This window comes from Pseudomonas sp. TH34, assembly GCF_016650865.1.
GTDB classification, from domain to species: Bacteria; Pseudomonadota; Gammaproteobacteria; order Pseudomonadales; family Pseudomonadaceae; genus Aquipseudomonas; species Aquipseudomonas yamanorum.
Genome location: NZ_JAEKFB010000033.1, coordinates 117,390 through 132,716, shown reverse-complemented (window position 1 = coordinate 132,716; position 15,327 = coordinate 117,390). Strand labels below are relative to the sequence as shown.

The window sequence follows — 15,327 nt, the reverse complement described above, 5'->3', positions numbered from 1 at the left end:
TCACGGATTTTGATTGGACACCATGAGCCAGACTGCGACGATTTTGGTCATTGACGACGAACCGCAGATCCGCAAGTTCTTGCGTATCAGCCTGGCCTCCCAGGGCTACAAAGTGATCGAGGCCGGCACCGGCAACGAAGGCCTGGCCCAGGCCGCCTTGAGTAAACCGGACTTGCTGGTGCTCGACCTCGGCCTGCCGGACATGGACGGCCAGCAGGTGCTGCGCGAGTTTCGCGAGTGGTCCACGGTGCCGGTGCTGGTGCTGTCGGTGCGGGCCAGCGAAGTGCAAAAGGTCGAGGCGCTGGACAACGGCGCCAACGACTACGTGACCAAGCCGTTTGGCATCCAGGAGTTTCTCGCGCGGGTGCGGGCGTTGTTGCGCCAGGCGCCGGCGGGGGAGGCCCAGGAAGCGGCACTGCGGTTTGGCCCGCTGACGGTAGACCTGGCTTATCGGCGGGTGCTGCTGGACGGTGTCGAAGTGGCGCTGACCCGCAAGGAATATGCAGTGCTGGCGCAACTGGCGCGGCATCCCGGGCGGGTGATTACCCAGCAGCAACTGCTCAAGGATATCTGGGGCCCGACCCATACCGAAGACAGCCATTACCTACGGATTGTGGTGGGCCATCTGCGCCAGAAACTGGCAGATGATCCGACTCAGCCACGGTTTATCGTGACTGAGGCCGGGGTGGGCTATCGGTTGTTGAACACCGAGGCCTGAAGCGTTAGCTCAACCTGTGGCGAGGGGAGCTTGCTCCCGCTGGGCTGCGCAGCAGCCCCAAAATCCTGGGAGCGCTTCGCACTCCAACGGGAGCAAGCTCCCTCGCCACAAACGCTCGGTTCATAAATACTCAGTGTTGCTCACTCTCATACCGATCCAGCGTATCGCTCGCGATCTCCCGCCCCAGCGCGATCAACTCCGGCGCTTTGTAAAACTCGAAAAACCGGCACACCCGCTTCGGCACGTTGATCAGAATATCCGGCGGGTACCCGGCGATCTTGTACTGCGCCAATGACGTCTGCATCACCTCGAAGCTCTGGTTGATCAAATCCAGCAGCGACGCGGGTCCCACGTTATCGATGATGAACGAGCCGGTCGCCGACTTTGGCGCCCCGGCCTTTTCCGGTGCCGCCGCCGGTTGTTGCGCCTCGGGTTCGGCAGAGTCCAGCCACGGGTTGATATCGGCGGCCTGGGCCAGCAGCGCTTCCTGTTCCAGCATCAACAACTGCTCGGCCTGCTTGCGCCGAAACGGCAAGTGCGAACCCAGTGAACGCACCAGGTTATCGAAGCGGCTCCTGAACGCCGGCGGACGCTGGATCACTGGAAGCTTGTACTGCTTCTGGTTGGTAGAGTTGAGGTTGACCGCAATGATCAGGTCGCAATGGCTGGACACGACCGGCACGATCGGCAACGGGTTCAGCAGGCCGCCGTCCACCAGCATGCGGTTGCCCTGCATCACCGGGGTGAACAGGCTGGGAATTGCCGCCGAAGCGCGCATGGCCTGGTGCAGGCAGCCTTCCTGGAACCAGATTTCCTGCTGGTTGGTGAGGTCGGTGGCCACGGCGGTGTAGGGGATGCGCAGGTCTTCGATATTGATCTCGCCGACGATCTTGCGGATCTGCCCGAACACCTTTTCGCCACGAATCGCCCCCAGGCGAAAGCTCACGTCGACCAGTCGCAGCACGTCCAGGTAATCGAGGCTTTCGATCCAGTTTCGGTACTCGTCCAGCTTGCCCGCAGCATAGATCCCACCCACCACCGCACCCATGGAACAGCCGGCGATGCAGGCGATGTCATAGCCGCGTTTTTCGATTTCCTCGATCACGCCGATATGGGCGTAGCCCCGAGCGCCACCGGAGCCCAGCACCAATGCAACACGTTTCTTCATGACCTGATCCTTCGCAAAACAGGTGCCCACAATGCACCCATCGAGGGTCGGGCTTCAATCATCACGGTCACAACCGAATATTTTCGCGAGCGAGCCATTGGGCTCGGGTATGCTCTGGCAATCCGCACTGCGGATTCAGGCAGTCGGATAAGGCACTTTTCGGTGTAGGCAACGTCTACACCTGTGACTGTTTTTTCTTTTCTTGAGGTGTCATTTGATGAAAGCCTGGATGTGTGTACCTGTGATCGTGTTGGCCCTGGCCGGTTGTGCCGGGAAAACTGCTTATCGCGACAGCTGCGGCACTCAACTGGACGCTGCGTGGCACGAACTGGACCTGGCCAAGGCCGAAGGTTTTGCCGGTACTGTGAGTTACTCCAAGGCTCTGTCGTTGTTGACTGGCGCCAAGACCCAGCAGCAGTTCGAAGCCTTTGAAGGTTGCTCGGAAAAGGCCGAGAAAGCGCGTTTCTATATTCGTGAGTCGCGCGCAGGACGTTGATCCTGATCAGGGTGCCAAGGAAAGGTAGTCGATAGTGTTGTGTGGCGTTTGCCCAAGCAGGCGCCCGATCTTCAACAGGGGAAACAGGCATGGCAGCGTTGGTCGATCAGCTAGTCGCTCAGGTCATCGGCCTGGAAGTAGGGTTACTGAGCTGCCAGGCGCGCCTCGCCGCCGTCACGGATGACGAGGCCCTGCACGATCTGCGCACCACGGTGCGGCGCTTGCGCAGCCTGTTGCGGCCATTACGCGGGTTGCCCGGCGTCGAGCAGCTCGAACAGGCCGCCAGTGCCGTGGGCCAACTGACCACGCCGTTTCGCGACCGTGAAGTGTTGGCGGCGTACCTCCACCAGCATGGTCATCACGAAGCAGCTGAGCGGCGTATGCGGCAGCAGCCAGCCACCTACCGCTCGGTGGCACAAGGGCCGGAGCTGGCGCAACTGCTGTTGATCCTCGAAGCATTCCCCCGCTTTATCCGCGCATCCCAACGGCAGAAATTGCTCAAGGGTTTGCGCACCCGCATTGAAAAACGCCTGGCCAAGCAATGGAAAAAACTCGGCGAAGCGTTGCACGATCCCAACCATGACCGCCATCGCCTGCGCCTGTTGATCAAGCGTGTGCGTTATGCGGCCGAGGCTTATCCCGAGCTGGATAAGCTGCCCCCCAAAGCGGTGTCCCGTCTCAAGGCCGCCCAAGGCGCCCTCGGCGATTGGCACGACTGCTGGCAATGGCTGGCGCAAGCCGGGCACGAACCTGATTTGCAGCCGTGCGTATCCGGCTGGCACCGCACCATGGCCGAGGCTGAAGGGCAGGCGGACCGTGTGTTGGATAAACTGAGCGCCGACTGCTTCGCTTGAACCTGCGGCCTATCTGTCCGGACTTTTGGCTGGAATAGGTGCTGTGCGGCGCAGGCCGGGTGGTTAAGATCCCTCAATCCTTTCTTCAAGTTGAGATCGCCATGCGCTTTAGTGATTTGCTCGACGCTGCCCGCAACCACCCGCTGGACGTTTCGATCCCGGCCGAATGGGCCCAGGGCCGTGCCACGTTCGGCGGCCTGGTCGTGGCGTTGGAGTACGAGGCCCTGCGTGCGCAGGTCCCGGCGGATCGCCCGTTGCGTTCGCTGGCGATTACCTTTGTCGGCCCCGTGGCGCCGGATGTGCCTGCCCGCTACGAAGTCGAAGTGCTGCGCGAAGGCAAGGCTGTCAGCCAGTTGCTGGGCCGTGTGGTGCAGAACGGTGAAACGATGACTTTGGTGCAGGCCAGTTTTGGCGCGTCGCGGCCGTCGCAAATCGACGTCGCCGCTGAACCCGCGCCCACCTTCAAACACTGGGATGAGTGCCAGGAGCTGCCCTACGTCAAAGGGGTGACACCGGAATTCATGCGGCACCTGGCGATGCGTTGGAGCGTCGGCGGGCTGCCATTCACCGGTAATAAATCCCGTGAGATGGGCGGCTGGGTGCGCTTGCGTGGCGACGTGAAAGAAGAGCCCCTGACCGAAGCGCATATCCTCGCGCTGGTCGACGCATGGCCACCTTCGGTGTTACCGCACCTGACCCAACCAGCACCGGGCAGCACCCTGACCTGGACCATCGAATTCGTCCAGCCGCTGCAAACCCTCAGCACCCTGGACTGGTGTCAATACCGGGTCCACATCGAGCATGCCCGCGACGGCTACGGCCATGCGGCTGCGCAGCTGTGGAGCCCCGACGGCCAGTTGATTGCTATCAGTCGCCAGTCGGTGGTGGTGTTCGCCTGAGCCCTCAGACCAACAGGTGTTGATCGTCGGAGGCATCGCTGGTGCGTGCCTCCAGGCTGCGACCGTGATGCTGCAATGCCAGCGCGGCCACAATGCCGACAACCCCGATAGCGACGCTCGCCAGGTTCTCGCTGAACACTCCGGACACCATCAGCAGAAAGCCGATCACCAGCAGCGGCAGCGCCAGCAGCTGCAACACTTGATTGGTCGCGTGCTGATGATTCTGCGGGTGAGTACGCCATTGCCAGGCGGGGAGATTTGGATGACGTTTGCCCATGATCGTGATTCCTCTGTCCGTTGAAATATCTTGAACAGAGTGTAGGGCGGGCAGGGCGGGGCGGCGAATCAAGGATGGCTATGGAGGCCATAGCCATCCCTTCAGTGTTTACAGCTTCAATTGTCCGATGGCCTTGCTCAGTTCTCCGGCCAGGGTCGCCAGCTCATTGCTGGTGGTCGCCGAGTCCACGGTTTGTTGCACGGTGTTCTCGGTGACGTCACGGATGCTCACCACCGCCCGATTCATTTCCTCGGCCACATGGCTTTGCTGTTCGGCCGCCACGGCAATCTGCGTATTGCTCTCACGCATCTGCGCCACGGCCCCGGTGATTTCAGCGAGGGCAATCCCGGCCTCTTGCGCCTGTTGCACACAGTCGTCGGCCTTGAACGAGCTTTCCTGCATAAAATCCACCGCGTCCCGGGTGCCGGCTTGCAGGGCGGACACCATGCGGGTGATTTCATCGGTGGAGCTTTGCACCCGCTTGGCCAGGTTGCGTACTTCGTCGGCAACCACGGCAAAGCCCCGGCCCATTTCGCCGGCGCGGGCGGCTTCAATGGCGGCGTTGAGGGCCAGCAGGTTGGTCTGTTCGGCGATGCTGTGAATCACCCCGACCACGCTGTTGATTTTCTGGCTGTCCTCGGCCAGTTTCTGGATCATTTCGGCGGTCTGCTGCACACCCGTGGACAGCCCGGCAATCGAGCGCTGCACCCGGCTGACCACTTCCTGGCCGCTGCCGGCGAGGGTGTCGGCAGTCTGGGACAGGTCGCGGGTGGCGCCGGCGTGCTGGGCGATGTGGTAGACGGTGGCGGTCATCTCGTTGATTGCAGTCGCGGCCTGGTCGGTTTCGCTTTGCTGGCCGAGCATGCCGTGTTGCACCTCGTTCATGCTGCTGGCCAGGCGTGCGGCGCCGTCGTCCAGTTGCTTTGCGGTGCGCGCGACGGTGTTGACCACTCGCTGATAACCCGCCTGCATCGCGTTAAAGGCACTGGCCATCTGCCCGACCTCGTCCTTGCATGCCAAGGGAACGCGGGCCGAGAGGTCGCCGGTTTTTTCGACGTGCAGCATCACGTCTTTCAAGGTGTTGAGCTGGCTGAGCAGAAAGCGGATCAGCAGCTGTGAGGCGCCGAGCATGGCCAGCATCAGAATCATCACCGCTACGGCGTAGTTGGCGAAACGGTCTTCGAAGACTTGGCTCAAGCTGGGTCCGTAGGCCAGCACGGCGACCTGCTGACCGTCGGCGCGGCTGATCACTTCGGCGCCCATCAGCGGGTTTTCGCCGAACAACGGCATGTGATTGAAATCCACCCAGCCACTGGCGGTGGCCAGGGCTGACAGATCCTCGTCGCCCAGTTGTGGGACTTTGCCCTTGGCATAGGTCAGCCAGTGCTCGCCCTTGGGCAGCGGTTGGCCGGCGGGCCAGGCACTGAGCAAGCGCGCCTGGGCTTGCGCCGAAGCCTGGGAGGCTTGACTGCGGGCCTGTTGTTCGAGCTGCACGGCGTACAGCACCAGCAATAGGGTGGTGATGAAGGCGACCGCGTTCACGGCCCAGAATTTGTACTTCAGTGAGATGTTGCTAAGCCAGGCACCCATGGAAGGTTTTCTCTGATAGCGGAAACAGCATTGGCAAGGTGCCATTATTGTGCCGCTATCGGCCCGGCAGGTTTTGATATGGGTCAATGCGCCGCGTCAATCCGGCACAGGCAATCCAAAAAAGGCGCGGGCGCAGGCTGTGCTGTGTTGCGCCAGGTCTTCCACGGTTTCTTCACGGTGCAGGGCGACTTCCCGCAGGACTTCCGGCAAATAGGCGGGTTCGTTGCGACCGTTTTTGGGCTTGGGCCGCAAGGTGCGGGGCAGCAGGTAGGGCGCGTCGCTTTCCAGCATCAGACGACCACGGGGAATTTCCCTGACCAGCGGATGCAGGTGCGTCCCACGGCGCTCGTCGCAGATCCAGCCGGTGATGCCGATGTGCAGGTCCAAGTCGAGGTAGCTGAACAGCGCGCGCTGCTCGCCGGTGAAGCAGTGCACCACGGCGGCTGACAGGTGATCACGGTAGTCCCGCAGGATTTCCAACAGGCGCTGGTTGGCGTCACGCTCATGAAGAAAAACCGGGAGCTTCAGTTCCACGGCCAGGGCCAGGTGTTCTTCAAGGACTTTTTCCTGCTGAGGGCGCGGCGAGAAATCCCGGTTGAAGTCCAGCCCGCATTCACCCACCGCCCGTACCCGGCTTTCCTTGAGCAGACCGCGCAGGCGCCTGGCGCTCTCGGCGTTCCAGTCACTGGCGGAGTGGGGGTGGATACCGGCGGTGGCGAACAGGCGTTGGCCGCTTTCGTCCAACTGCTGGCACAGTTCCAGGGCCTGTTCACTGCCGTCAACACTGGTGCCGGTGAGCACCAATTGGCTCACCCCGGCGGCGTAGGCGCGGTCGAGAACGGCCTGGTGCTTTTCGTCGAAACTTGGGTTCGTCAGGTTGACGCCGATATCAATGAGTTGCATGGTGCTACCTCCGCCTGCGGTCGGAAAGCATATCAGAGCTGTAGATTTATAAGAAAAGCCAAGAACTACAACGAGTTAAAGCTGTCTTTGAAAGTCGCAAGTAACACCGTGTTTGGTTTGTCGCCATCTGCCGTGCCACCCTTGCGCCCAAAGCCTGCGCTCATGGCGCTCTGTTTCTGTCCCCCAACGCCTCGTTTTTCGCGAAGCAATGGGCAGTATTCTTTCTTCCGGAGAGCGGATGATCCGACCCTCGGCGTTGCTTATGTTGTGCCTGACGTTACTGCTGCCCATGGCCGCGGTTGCGCGTCTGGACGGGCCGCTGGAAGTCACCAAGCCCGGCAAGGTCCGTGACCTCGCGCAGATCCGCAGCAGCCGCACCTTGCGAGTGCTGGTCAACCAGAGCCGTAACAGTTCCGGCGAAGTCCAGGGCCAGGCCATCGGTGTTGAATACCACCGGCTGCGTGCTTTCGAGCAATACCTCAACGGCCACGCCCGTGACGGTGAGGAGATCAGCCTCAAGATTATTCCCAAGGCCAAGGACCAATTGATCGGCGCGTTGGCGCGCGGTGAGGGTGACCTGGTGGCCCCCGGCGAATTACTGGATATGAAGGCCGCTCACAAGATTGCCACCAGTGACCCGATTGCCAGCGACGTGCCGCTGTGGCTGGTTGGGCTCAAGGGTGAGCGGCGGTTTACCAAACTCGAGCAATTGTCCGGGCGCACGCTGGCCTTGACCACCGGCAGCGCTGCGTCGGACGCGATCAATCAGGTCAACCAGAAGCTGGCGCTGCACAAGTTGCCGCCGGTGAAGGTGGAGTGGGTCGACCCCAGCCTGGCGGTGGAAGACGTGCTGGAGATGGTCCAGGCCGGGATTTTCCACCTGACCATTGTCGAGCGACCGATTGCCGAGCGCTGGGCGAAGATCCTGCCCAAGCTGCGGTTTGACCGGCAGGTAGCCATCAGTGAGCCGGGCGAAGAATATTGGTTTGTGCGCCAGGATGCTTCGATGCTGCGGGCCAGCATTGATCGTTTCCTCAAGACTTACCACACGCCGTCCGATCAGGACGTGGCGTTCCAGCGCATCTATCGCCGCCTGTACCAGGTGCGTTATCCATTGGCCCGTGCTGACCGCCAGCGCCTGGAAAAACTGCGTCCCGTACTGCAAAAGCATGCCCGAGAACAAGGCATGGACTGGCTGAACCTGGCCGCGTTGGCGTTCAAGGAATCGGCCCTCGATCCCGGCGCCCGGAGCAGCGGCGGCCCCACCGGGTTGATGCAGATCACCCCGTCGGCGGCCCAGCGGGTTGGGGTCAATAACATCGAAAGCCTGGACAGCAATGTGCAGGCCGGCGCGCGGTACCTGGCGATGATCCGGCGCAAGTTTTTCTCAAGCCCCAAGCTCAACGAGCGCGAGCGCATGGCGTTTGTGCTGGCGGCCTACAACATGGGGCCGGAGCGGGTCCAGGGAATGCGTGCCGAAGCGCGGCGGCGGGGACTTAACCCAAACCAATGGTTTTTCCAGGTTGAGCGCATTGCCATGGAGCAGGTGGGAATGAGCGGTGTCAGCTATGTTAATAGCGTGAACAAGTATTACCTGGCGTTTGATCGGGAACGGGAGTCGTTGGAGCCGGCAGCGCCGCGAGTTGCGTCACGGAAATAATCTATTAAATCGATGGTTATTAGCCGTTTTATCGGCTTTTATCATTACTTAAACTGATTAATATAGCGGCCAACCCAACCCCTACATCGAAAAGGATTATCAGCATGAGCCCATTGATCACCCGCATCCTCTCCACCCGCGCTGGCTATGGCCTGACGATCCTGAGGATTTTTGTCGGGATCATCTTCGCCGCCCACGGTTCGCAGAAACTCTTTGGCTGGTTTGGCGGTGGTGGCCTGGCGGGCACTGCCCAGTGGATGGAAAGTATTGGCCTGGCCCCAGGTACCCTGATGGCGGTTCTGTCCGGCGGTACTGAGTTCTTCGCCGGTCTGGCGCTGATCATTGGCTTGCTGGCGCGTCCTGCGGCTCTGGGCTTGTCGATCATCTCCCTGGTGGCGATTTTCTCGGTGCATATCCATAACGGTTTGTTCATGGCCAACAACGGTTACGAGTTCGCCCTGGCGTTGCTGGGCGGTACGCTGGCGGTGTTGTTGGAGGGGCTGGCAAATTGTCTGCCGACCGCGCCATCACTCACTGATACCGCGAATCTCCCTTTAAAGGCCCGCCTTGTGCGGGCCTTTTCGTTGCTCGGGATTCTTGACACCGCCCTACAGGCTTCTCTAGGATGTTGCTTGCGCCGATTTAAACAGCTAATTGCGGGGCGCCACCGGTGACTGATCACAGTCCCGACAGAAGCCAGAGCCATGGGCCCGCTTCGAAATTCCGCTAAAGCGCTGGTTCGGTGTTGCCTCTCACCTGCCCGCAGACTTTTGAGGCAGAGACACGACACGATGAATGCACTACGCCCCCTCATACGCTTGGCCCCGATCACCGCGGACCTTACCCAACGCAATCCGAAAATCCTCTTGGGCGGCAAGCACCAGCCGACGCTACTGCGTTATCTGGATGGTTGGCCACGTCGCACCGGGCGGCCTTCGGCCTTTTTGATTCAGTTTGTCGAAGACGGCGACTCCCTTGCGCGCTTTGCGTCCAACAGCTTTGACCTGGCCGTTATTCAAGCCCCCAGTGCCAGCGACGCGAGCGAAGTGATACGGCAGTTGACCCGGATTGCTCGGCAAGGGCTGATAGCCCGGCGTTGAACCCTCAGTGATTCGCCGCAGGAGGCAGATGCTGGCGACGGCGACGCAGCAGGAAAATACCCCACGCAATCAGGCACAGTATCAGCGGTACAGGCAGGGTATTGAGCAGCTTCACTTTGCGCTCCAGGGCGTGAACCTCGGCATATGACTGAACCTTCAGCGCTTGAATCTCCATGGGTATTCGCAAGCGTTCCCTGTTGAGTGCTTGCAGCAATGTGTTGGAAGGTACCGCCTGGGCCCCCGGGGAAAGCGTCCGGGGGTTCAGCAATTGCCATTCCTTTTCCGTTTGCTCCAGGCGTTGCGCACGTTCGGCGGACTTTTCCTGGAAGGCCCGTGCCGCCTCTTCGCGCATTGCCTGTAATACCTGCAGCGATCGACCGCCACCTACTCGGGGGCGAACGTTCATCAGGGTGTCAGGCGCTGCCAGGTTATCCAGGGTGTTCAAGACAAACATCGCGTTATCTGACGAGGGGCCACTCGGCGCGTGGTTGTCGTGGAGCATTCCAGCCACACGATCGCTGAGCAGATCAGTGTCCGCGACCACCACGACATGGATGTGCGCAGCCTTTTGCAAGCCGGCTTTACGCCCGCTGATCCCATCAGGAAAAACAGAGTAGGCGGGCCCCTCAATGCGGGCGGCGATGACCTGTTGCTGGCCACGGGCGGCAGCCTCATTGATCAGTGAATCGAACTGCGCCGGCAGGGCATAGCGCTCAGCATCAAACAGGGCCGCTTGCCCGGAGCTTTGCAGCAGTGGGGTGAAGGTGATGCGGCTCTTCTTGGCGGGGGCCAGGGCACCGCTGCTCAAGACATTGACGCTGTGGAGTTTCCAGGTGCTGATGTCATCCTGTGCCATCGCCGGGCGCGGCAAGGTCAACGCAGCAGGATGGCGCACGGCGGGCTGGCCTGTGGTCATGATCACTGAGGTGGCATGGTCGTGATCGGCGATGACCTTATTTGCGGGCATCTGGATGCCCCAGGCGCTCAGCAATGCTTCCAGTCTGGGGTTTTCCGGGGCTGTGACGCTGGTATCCAGCCCGGCAAGCGGGTCGATAAACATCATCAACTTGCCTGCACCCAATACAAACTGATCGATCGCGTACAGGGTTGGATCAGGCAGTTTGCCGGGATGGACCACCATCAAGGTTTTGACGTGTTCGGGAATTTTTTCGATGCCTGGCTCCAGGCTAATGAGGTTGAATTGGCGGCGCAGCGCCTGCAATGACTGCCAGGGAGGCGTATTCAGGCCGCTTTGCTCATCCCGTTCGCCGTCCATTGGCAGCGTGGAGATCAGGCCTATCACCGGTTGCTCCGGGTGGATCACTTTATGAAGCAGGTGGCTGATCTCATATTCCAGCAGCGACTCCCGGTCCAGGCTGAATGCCTGAATGCTATGTGGCCCATGAGCCGTGCTGGTGCCGACAAGGCCGAAGAATCCTTGTTGGTCGTCGAGCCCCAATAACCTGGCTTTGTATTCGTCTTCTGAAAAAGGCTTGGGATCGATGAGGTGCAGGTTGATTTTGCCCTTTGCCGCTTTTTCATACTCCTTGAGCAACCACTCGACCCGCTTACCGTAGCTTTTTACGGCATTGGATTTTTGCGGATGTTTGCTTGAGTTGAAAAAGTACAGGTCAACCGGTCGCTCCAGTGAGGCGAGCAGTGTCCGTACAGGTTCGGATAATGTATGGATTTTATGCTCTGAAAAATCCAGCCGTATAGTTGGAAGTTTAAGTGCCCACACCAAGTTAAAAGCAAGAAAGAGTAACAGTAGGGTGATGATAGTGATGCTGGCGCTTAACGGCGTTCTCATCGTGACGTGTCCTTCTCAACGGCTTCTGACGTTCAGGGCAATGGTCGTCATGGCGAGAAAGGCGACGATGATGCTGATGAAGTACAAACTGTCTTGAAGCGCCAGTACTCCTTGGTCTATGGCGTCAAAGCGTGTTGACGGACTGAGGGAAGTAATGCGGTCGATGAGCCAGATCGGGGCTTGATGTTCAATGGCATCAAGAATGGAAGACAGTTCGCTCGCGACCAGCAGCAAACACAGGGTGACCGTAAATATGATGATCCGATGGTTTGTCAGTGTGCAGATAAAACCGCCCACCGATAGGTAACTTCCGGCTAATAACCAACTTCCAAAGTATTGGGACGCAATGACTGCATTGTCCGGGTTTCCAAAGTAATTGACGGTGACAACCATGGGAAAGGTCAATATCAAGGCAATGCCAGAAATAATCCAGGCTGCCAAAAACTTCCCGACTACTCTCTCGAAACCTGTGACGGGCAGGGTGCTCAGGAAGTCCACGGAGCCCGCAGTGTGCTCATCCGCCCAGAGTTGTGTGGACAGCACAGGGGTCAACAGCAAATAAAGCCAAGGATGCAGCTGGAAGAATCCATGTAAGTCAACGCTGTTTTGCTCCAGTAGTTGGCTTGTATGCAAGCCAACTACGGCGGCGGCTGTCAGGAAAGCTGCAGTGCTCAGGTAAGTGACGGGCGCGGAAAAGTAACTGGCCAGTTGACGCTTGATGATGACCGGTAGAAGTTTCAAACCGAAGCCTCCTGGCTCATGTGATGGATGACGTCATCCAGGCGTCCAGGCTCCAGGTTCAGGGCATTTATTTTCCAGCGGCGGTGGGTGATCAGTGCGTTGATATGGGGGTAAATGGTTTGCCCCGGCATGGCGAGTACGGTCACTGTGCCGGGCGTCTCGCGGTCCTCCTCGATGCCGGCGACCCCGGGTAATACCGCCAGTGCCAACAGGTCCAGCGGCGTGTCGGCTGCAAGGGTGACTGCTTGGTAATGCCGGGAACTGCGCTGCAGTTCGGGCAAGGACGTGTCTGCCACTAATCGACCGTCGGCGATGACCAATGCCCGATTACAAATGCCGGTCAACGCTTCGGGCGTGCGGGACGCGACGATGATCGTCATTTCGTCGGTCAGCGACTTGATGAGCATTCTGACTTTGTGTTTCTGGTCGGCATTCAGACCTTCCGTTGGCTCATCGAGCAACAGCAGGTGGGGGTCATGCAGGATTGCCTGAGCGATGGCTACTTTGCGTTTCAACCCTGCCGGGAGGGTTTCGATGGGGTATTTGAGTATCCGACAAAGTTCAAGCCGTGCGGCCGCGCGGTCAATCATCTTGCGCTTTTCTGCGCCGCGGAATCCGCGTATGTCGGCAATAAAGCTGAGAAAGCCCTTTACGCTCATTGTGCCATGGCTCAGGCATTGTTCTGGCTGGTAGCCGGTGATTTTCTTCGCCTGGAGTGTATTGAGGACAATATCGTTACCGAATACTTTTACATGCCCTGAAGAGGGGAGAATCGAGCCTGCTATCATTTTGACGATAGTTGTTTTCCCCGCACCATCATTTCCAAACAATCCCAGGCATTCCTGAGGTTGGACATTAAATGAAAAGTCGTGGACGATGTTTTTCCCGCCCATCTTTTTTGTCAGGCTCGTTATCTCGATCATTATGCTTTTCTACTGAATGTTTATAGCAAGGCTCGTTAAGACGAGGCCTCGATTAACCTGCATGAGCGGCAGGTTGTGAATGTTAGAAAAGTCAAAAGTTGAAATATTTTGTTGTGTGCGTGTCCAGGGTCGTATTGTTAAAAAATGGTACGTTCAATAGGCAGTCTTGGAAACGTTGTAGCGCATGAATAAGATAAGTCCTACGTGTCAAGCGATGGCTCGCTGAAACAATTGTGAGGCTTTTGATGTTTTAATTATTGTCGTTGTTTATTTGGCGTGTATTTGTTCTGCCAATTTGAAATGGAGCCTGAACGTCATGCTGCTTCTACGTACCCTTGTTCTTGAACAATCCGGGCATGATGCGCCGGTCAACGGCGCACTGCTTTGTGGTTTTGCAGTGGCCCAGATCGCTTCGAACTTCCTTGCCTATAGTCTGGATGAAGAGACAGAACCCGGCAGTTCACGGGTATACATCGCAGCGTTGCGCAAAAAGTCCGATCGGTACTTTCTGGGCGCGATAGATTCCAAGGAAGACCTGCAGACAGCGACCCATGTCTTCAAGCAAATACTGACGCTTGCCGCGGCAGCCGGGACCAAGTCCGCAAACACCGGCGAAGCTCAGATTCCGTATCATTTTATTGACCTGAAAGGCTGCAAGCTGCCCCCGCCAGGCCTGAAGATCATCACTCGTTGACGATCAAGAAATCCCTGGTGATGAAGGTCATTACCCTGGGAACGTCGACGGCCGGTTTGCCTGCCATCGAAAGCAACTCATTGATTGTCCCGTCTATTCGTTTCTCCTCAAGGATGATTTCTCCTCCAAGGGCCGCGGACCCTTCCGAGCCCGCGCCGCCGGTGCCCGAACCGGAGTTACAGGCACCCGTGGATATGTTCGAGATAACCGAGCCACTGATCGAGCCGCCCATCGAGGCGCCGGTAGTCGTCGCGCCACCGCAGGCACCGGTAGCGCCACTGTCTGAACCCGCCCACCAGGCGTCGCCGCCTGTCCGGCAGGAAGCGCCTTCATTGTTCGAGGTGGACGATACGCTGGCCAATCTTTCCCGAGTGGCGCAAGAGTTGACACAGCAAAAGCTCAGCGTGCTCAAGCAGGAGGAGGCGCTTGAGCAACTACGCCTTGAACTGCGCCAGAAAAAGCTCGAGCTTGAGCAGGAGAGTCAACGGAGTGCCGAGAGAACTGCCGAAAAAGAAGCGTCCCTGGAACAGTTGGCCCGCACGCTGACTACCCGGGAGGAGCATCTGGCGGGGTGCTCGGTGTTAAACCAGGCAGAGCAGCGTCGAATGGATGAGCGTGCGCGCTACCTGGAAAGCGAGGAAGCCCAGGTGCGCAACCGTGAGCGGTTGGTTGGTCACAAGGAGCAACAACTTACGGCTGCACTGGTTCAGTTGCCTGCCCTGCGGGAAAACCTGAGGGGCGTGCTTCAAACCTTGGACGAGTCGCTTGCACGGCTGGCTGAGACCGGACGCAGCCAGCCTGAAAGCCGGCCACTTCAGCTGGATGCAGATTGACGCTGGGGGTCGGAATCCATCGGTGGGTCTGGCTACTTTCCTGTGTTCATTTATCATCGACCTCCACCGCTGGTATCGGGCGTTAAATGCGTTGTGCCGGATGCAGCAGCGAGTCTGAACATTGGAAACTTCCAGGGGATGTAGAGCTTTTGAGCACCAAGCTGATTACCAAAGAAGGTCATGAAGCCCTGAAAAAGGAGCTTGATTACCTGTGGCGAGAAAAGCGTCCTGACACCACCCGTAAAGTCACGTGGGCCGCCTCCCTGGGGGACCGGAGCGAAAACGCTGACTACCAGTACAACAAGAAGCTGCTGCGGGAAATTGATCGTCGGGTGCGCTATTTGCGTAAGCGCCTTGAAGACATGCGCGTGGTGGAGTACATGCCGGAGCAGGAAGGCAAGGTGTTTTTCGGCGCTTGGGTGGAGATTGAGAACGAGCAGGGCGAAACCAAGCGGTTTCGCATCGTCGGTTACGATGAGATCTATGAACGTATGGACTACATCTCTATCGACTCACCCATGGCGCGTGCGTTGTTGCGCAAAGAGGTGGATGACGAGGCGCTCGTGCAGACTCCAAGCGGCGAAGTGTGCTGGTGGATCACCGCCATCGAATATGTGAAGTGACAACGGATGGCCCGCCCTCTTTGCTGAGGGCGGGCCAT

At 58.9% G+C, this 15,327-nt stretch carries 15 protein-coding genes and 2 pseudogenes; 10 read left to right on the top strand and 7 right to left on the bottom strand.

Annotation, left to right across the window (positions count from 1 at the left end):
* Positions 1–22 precede the first annotated feature (22 nt).
* On the top strand, positions 23–718 hold the full coding sequence (locus JFU58_RS26130; protein ID WP_003218747.1) for a response regulator: 696 nt from the start codon (positions 23–25) through the stop codon (positions 716–718).
* A gap of 130 nt (positions 719–848) precedes the next feature.
* Here the strand turns inward: JFU58_RS26130 and JFU58_RS26125 are convergent, their stop codons facing one another.
* Positions 849–1,886, bottom strand: a complete 1,038-nt coding sequence (locus tag JFU58_RS26125) for a patatin-like phospholipase family protein (RefSeq protein WP_063032122.1) — start codon at positions 1,884–1,886, stop codon at positions 849–851.
* Between the two features lie 217 nt (positions 1,887–2,103).
* Here JFU58_RS26125 and JFU58_RS26120 point away from each other — a divergent pair, with 217 nt between their 5' ends.
* The 3 genes from JFU58_RS26120 to JFU58_RS26110 all read left to right on the top strand — a co-directional run bounded on the left by JFU58_RS26120 (position 2,104) and on the right by JFU58_RS26110 (position 4,135).
* Positions 2,104–2,382, top strand: a complete 279-nt coding sequence (locus JFU58_RS26120) for a hypothetical protein (RefSeq protein ID WP_017477350.1) — start codon at positions 2,104–2,106, stop codon at positions 2,380–2,382.
* 89 nt (positions 2,383–2,471) lie between these two features.
* A complete protein-coding gene (locus tag JFU58_RS26115; RefSeq protein ID WP_201142709.1) occupies positions 2,472–3,236 on the top strand; it encodes a CHAD domain-containing protein in 765 nt (254 codons plus the stop codon).
* A gap of 101 nt (positions 3,237–3,337) precedes the next feature.
* Positions 3,338–4,135 carry an acyl-CoA thioesterase gene (locus JFU58_RS26110; protein WP_093200166.1) on the top strand — a complete coding sequence of 266 codons (798 nt, stop codon included), beginning with the start codon at positions 3,338–3,340 and terminating at the stop codon, positions 4,133–4,135.
* Positions 4,136–4,154: 19 nt separating this feature from the next.
* Here JFU58_RS26110 and JFU58_RS26105 read toward each other — a convergent pair.
* The 3 genes and pseudogenes from JFU58_RS26105 to JFU58_RS26095 all read right to left on the bottom strand — a co-directional run.
* Positions 4,155–4,412, bottom strand: a pseudogene (locus JFU58_RS26105) (terminase); the annotation flags it as partial.
* Positions 4,413–4,520: 108 nt separating this feature from the next.
* Positions 4,521–6,002, bottom strand: coding sequence for a methyl-accepting chemotaxis protein (locus JFU58_RS26100; RefSeq protein WP_063032116.1), 1,482 nt, complete (start codon positions 6,000–6,002; stop codon positions 4,521–4,523).
* Positions 6,003–6,098: 96 nt separating this feature from the next.
* Entirely contained in the window at positions 6,099–6,905 is an 807-nt protein-coding gene (locus JFU58_RS26095) for a TatD family hydrolase (RefSeq protein ID WP_003218739.1), read from the bottom strand.
* A gap of 238 nt (positions 6,906–7,143) precedes the next feature.
* On the opposite strand from JFU58_RS26095, the gene JFU58_RS26090 reads away from it, so the two are divergent.
* The 3 genes and pseudogenes from JFU58_RS26090 to JFU58_RS26080 all read left to right on the top strand — a co-directional run bounded on the left by JFU58_RS26090 (position 7,144) and on the right by JFU58_RS26080 (position 9,665).
* Positions 7,144–8,565 carry a transglycosylase SLT domain-containing protein gene (locus tag JFU58_RS26090; protein ID WP_063032114.1) on the top strand — a complete coding sequence of 474 codons (1,422 nt, stop codon included), beginning with the start codon at positions 7,144–7,146 and terminating at the stop codon, positions 8,563–8,565.
* A 104-nt stretch (positions 8,566–8,669) separates the two neighbouring features.
* Positions 8,670–9,103: pseudogene (locus JFU58_RS26085) on the top strand (DoxX family protein).
* Between the two features lie 253 nt (positions 9,104–9,356).
* Entirely contained in the window at positions 9,357–9,665 is a 309-nt protein-coding gene (locus tag JFU58_RS26080) for a hypothetical protein (RefSeq protein ID WP_063032110.1), read from the top strand.
* Between the two features lie 4 nt (positions 9,666–9,669).
* Here JFU58_RS26080 and JFU58_RS26075 read toward each other — a convergent pair whose 3' ends face one another.
* Genes JFU58_RS26075 through JFU58_RS26065 form a run of 3 tightly spaced genes read right to left on the bottom strand, consistent with a single transcriptional unit; the run spans position 9,670 to position 13,139 of the window.
* Entirely contained in the window at positions 9,670–11,475 is a 1,806-nt protein-coding gene (locus tag JFU58_RS26075) for a Gldg family protein (RefSeq protein ID WP_201142708.1), read from the bottom strand.
* A gap of 15 nt (positions 11,476–11,490) precedes the next feature.
* On the bottom strand, positions 11,491–12,216 hold the full coding sequence (locus JFU58_RS26070) for an ABC transporter permease (RefSeq protein ID WP_201142707.1): 726 nt from the start codon (positions 12,214–12,216) through the stop codon (positions 11,491–11,493).
* Positions 12,213–13,139: an ATP-binding cassette domain-containing protein gene (locus JFU58_RS26065; RefSeq protein ID WP_201142706.1), complete on the bottom strand. Its 927-nt coding sequence runs from the start codon at positions 13,137–13,139 to the stop codon at positions 12,213–12,215. The genes JFU58_RS26070 and JFU58_RS26065 overlap by 4 nt, the downstream gene beginning before the upstream one ends.
* 316 nt (positions 13,140–13,455) lie before the next feature.
* Here JFU58_RS26065 and JFU58_RS32690 point away from each other — a divergent pair, with 316 nt between their 5' ends.
* The 3 genes from JFU58_RS32690 to greB all read left to right on the top strand — a co-directional run bounded on the left by JFU58_RS32690 (position 13,456) and on the right by greB (position 15,289).
* On the top strand, positions 13,456–13,833 hold the full coding sequence (locus JFU58_RS32690; protein WP_446739993.1) for a hypothetical protein: 378 nt from the start codon (positions 13,456–13,458) through the stop codon (positions 13,831–13,833).
* On the top strand, positions 13,830–14,666 hold the full coding sequence (locus tag JFU58_RS32685) for a hypothetical protein (protein WP_446739992.1): 837 nt from the start codon (positions 13,830–13,832) through the stop codon (positions 14,664–14,666). The genes JFU58_RS32690 and JFU58_RS32685 overlap by 4 nt, the downstream gene beginning before the upstream one ends.
* 149 nt (positions 14,667–14,815) lie before the next feature.
* A complete protein-coding gene (greB, locus tag JFU58_RS26055) occupies positions 14,816–15,289 on the top strand; it encodes a transcription elongation factor GreB (RefSeq protein ID WP_008437752.1) in 474 nt (157 codons plus the stop codon).
* Positions 15,290–15,327 lie beyond the last annotated feature (38 nt).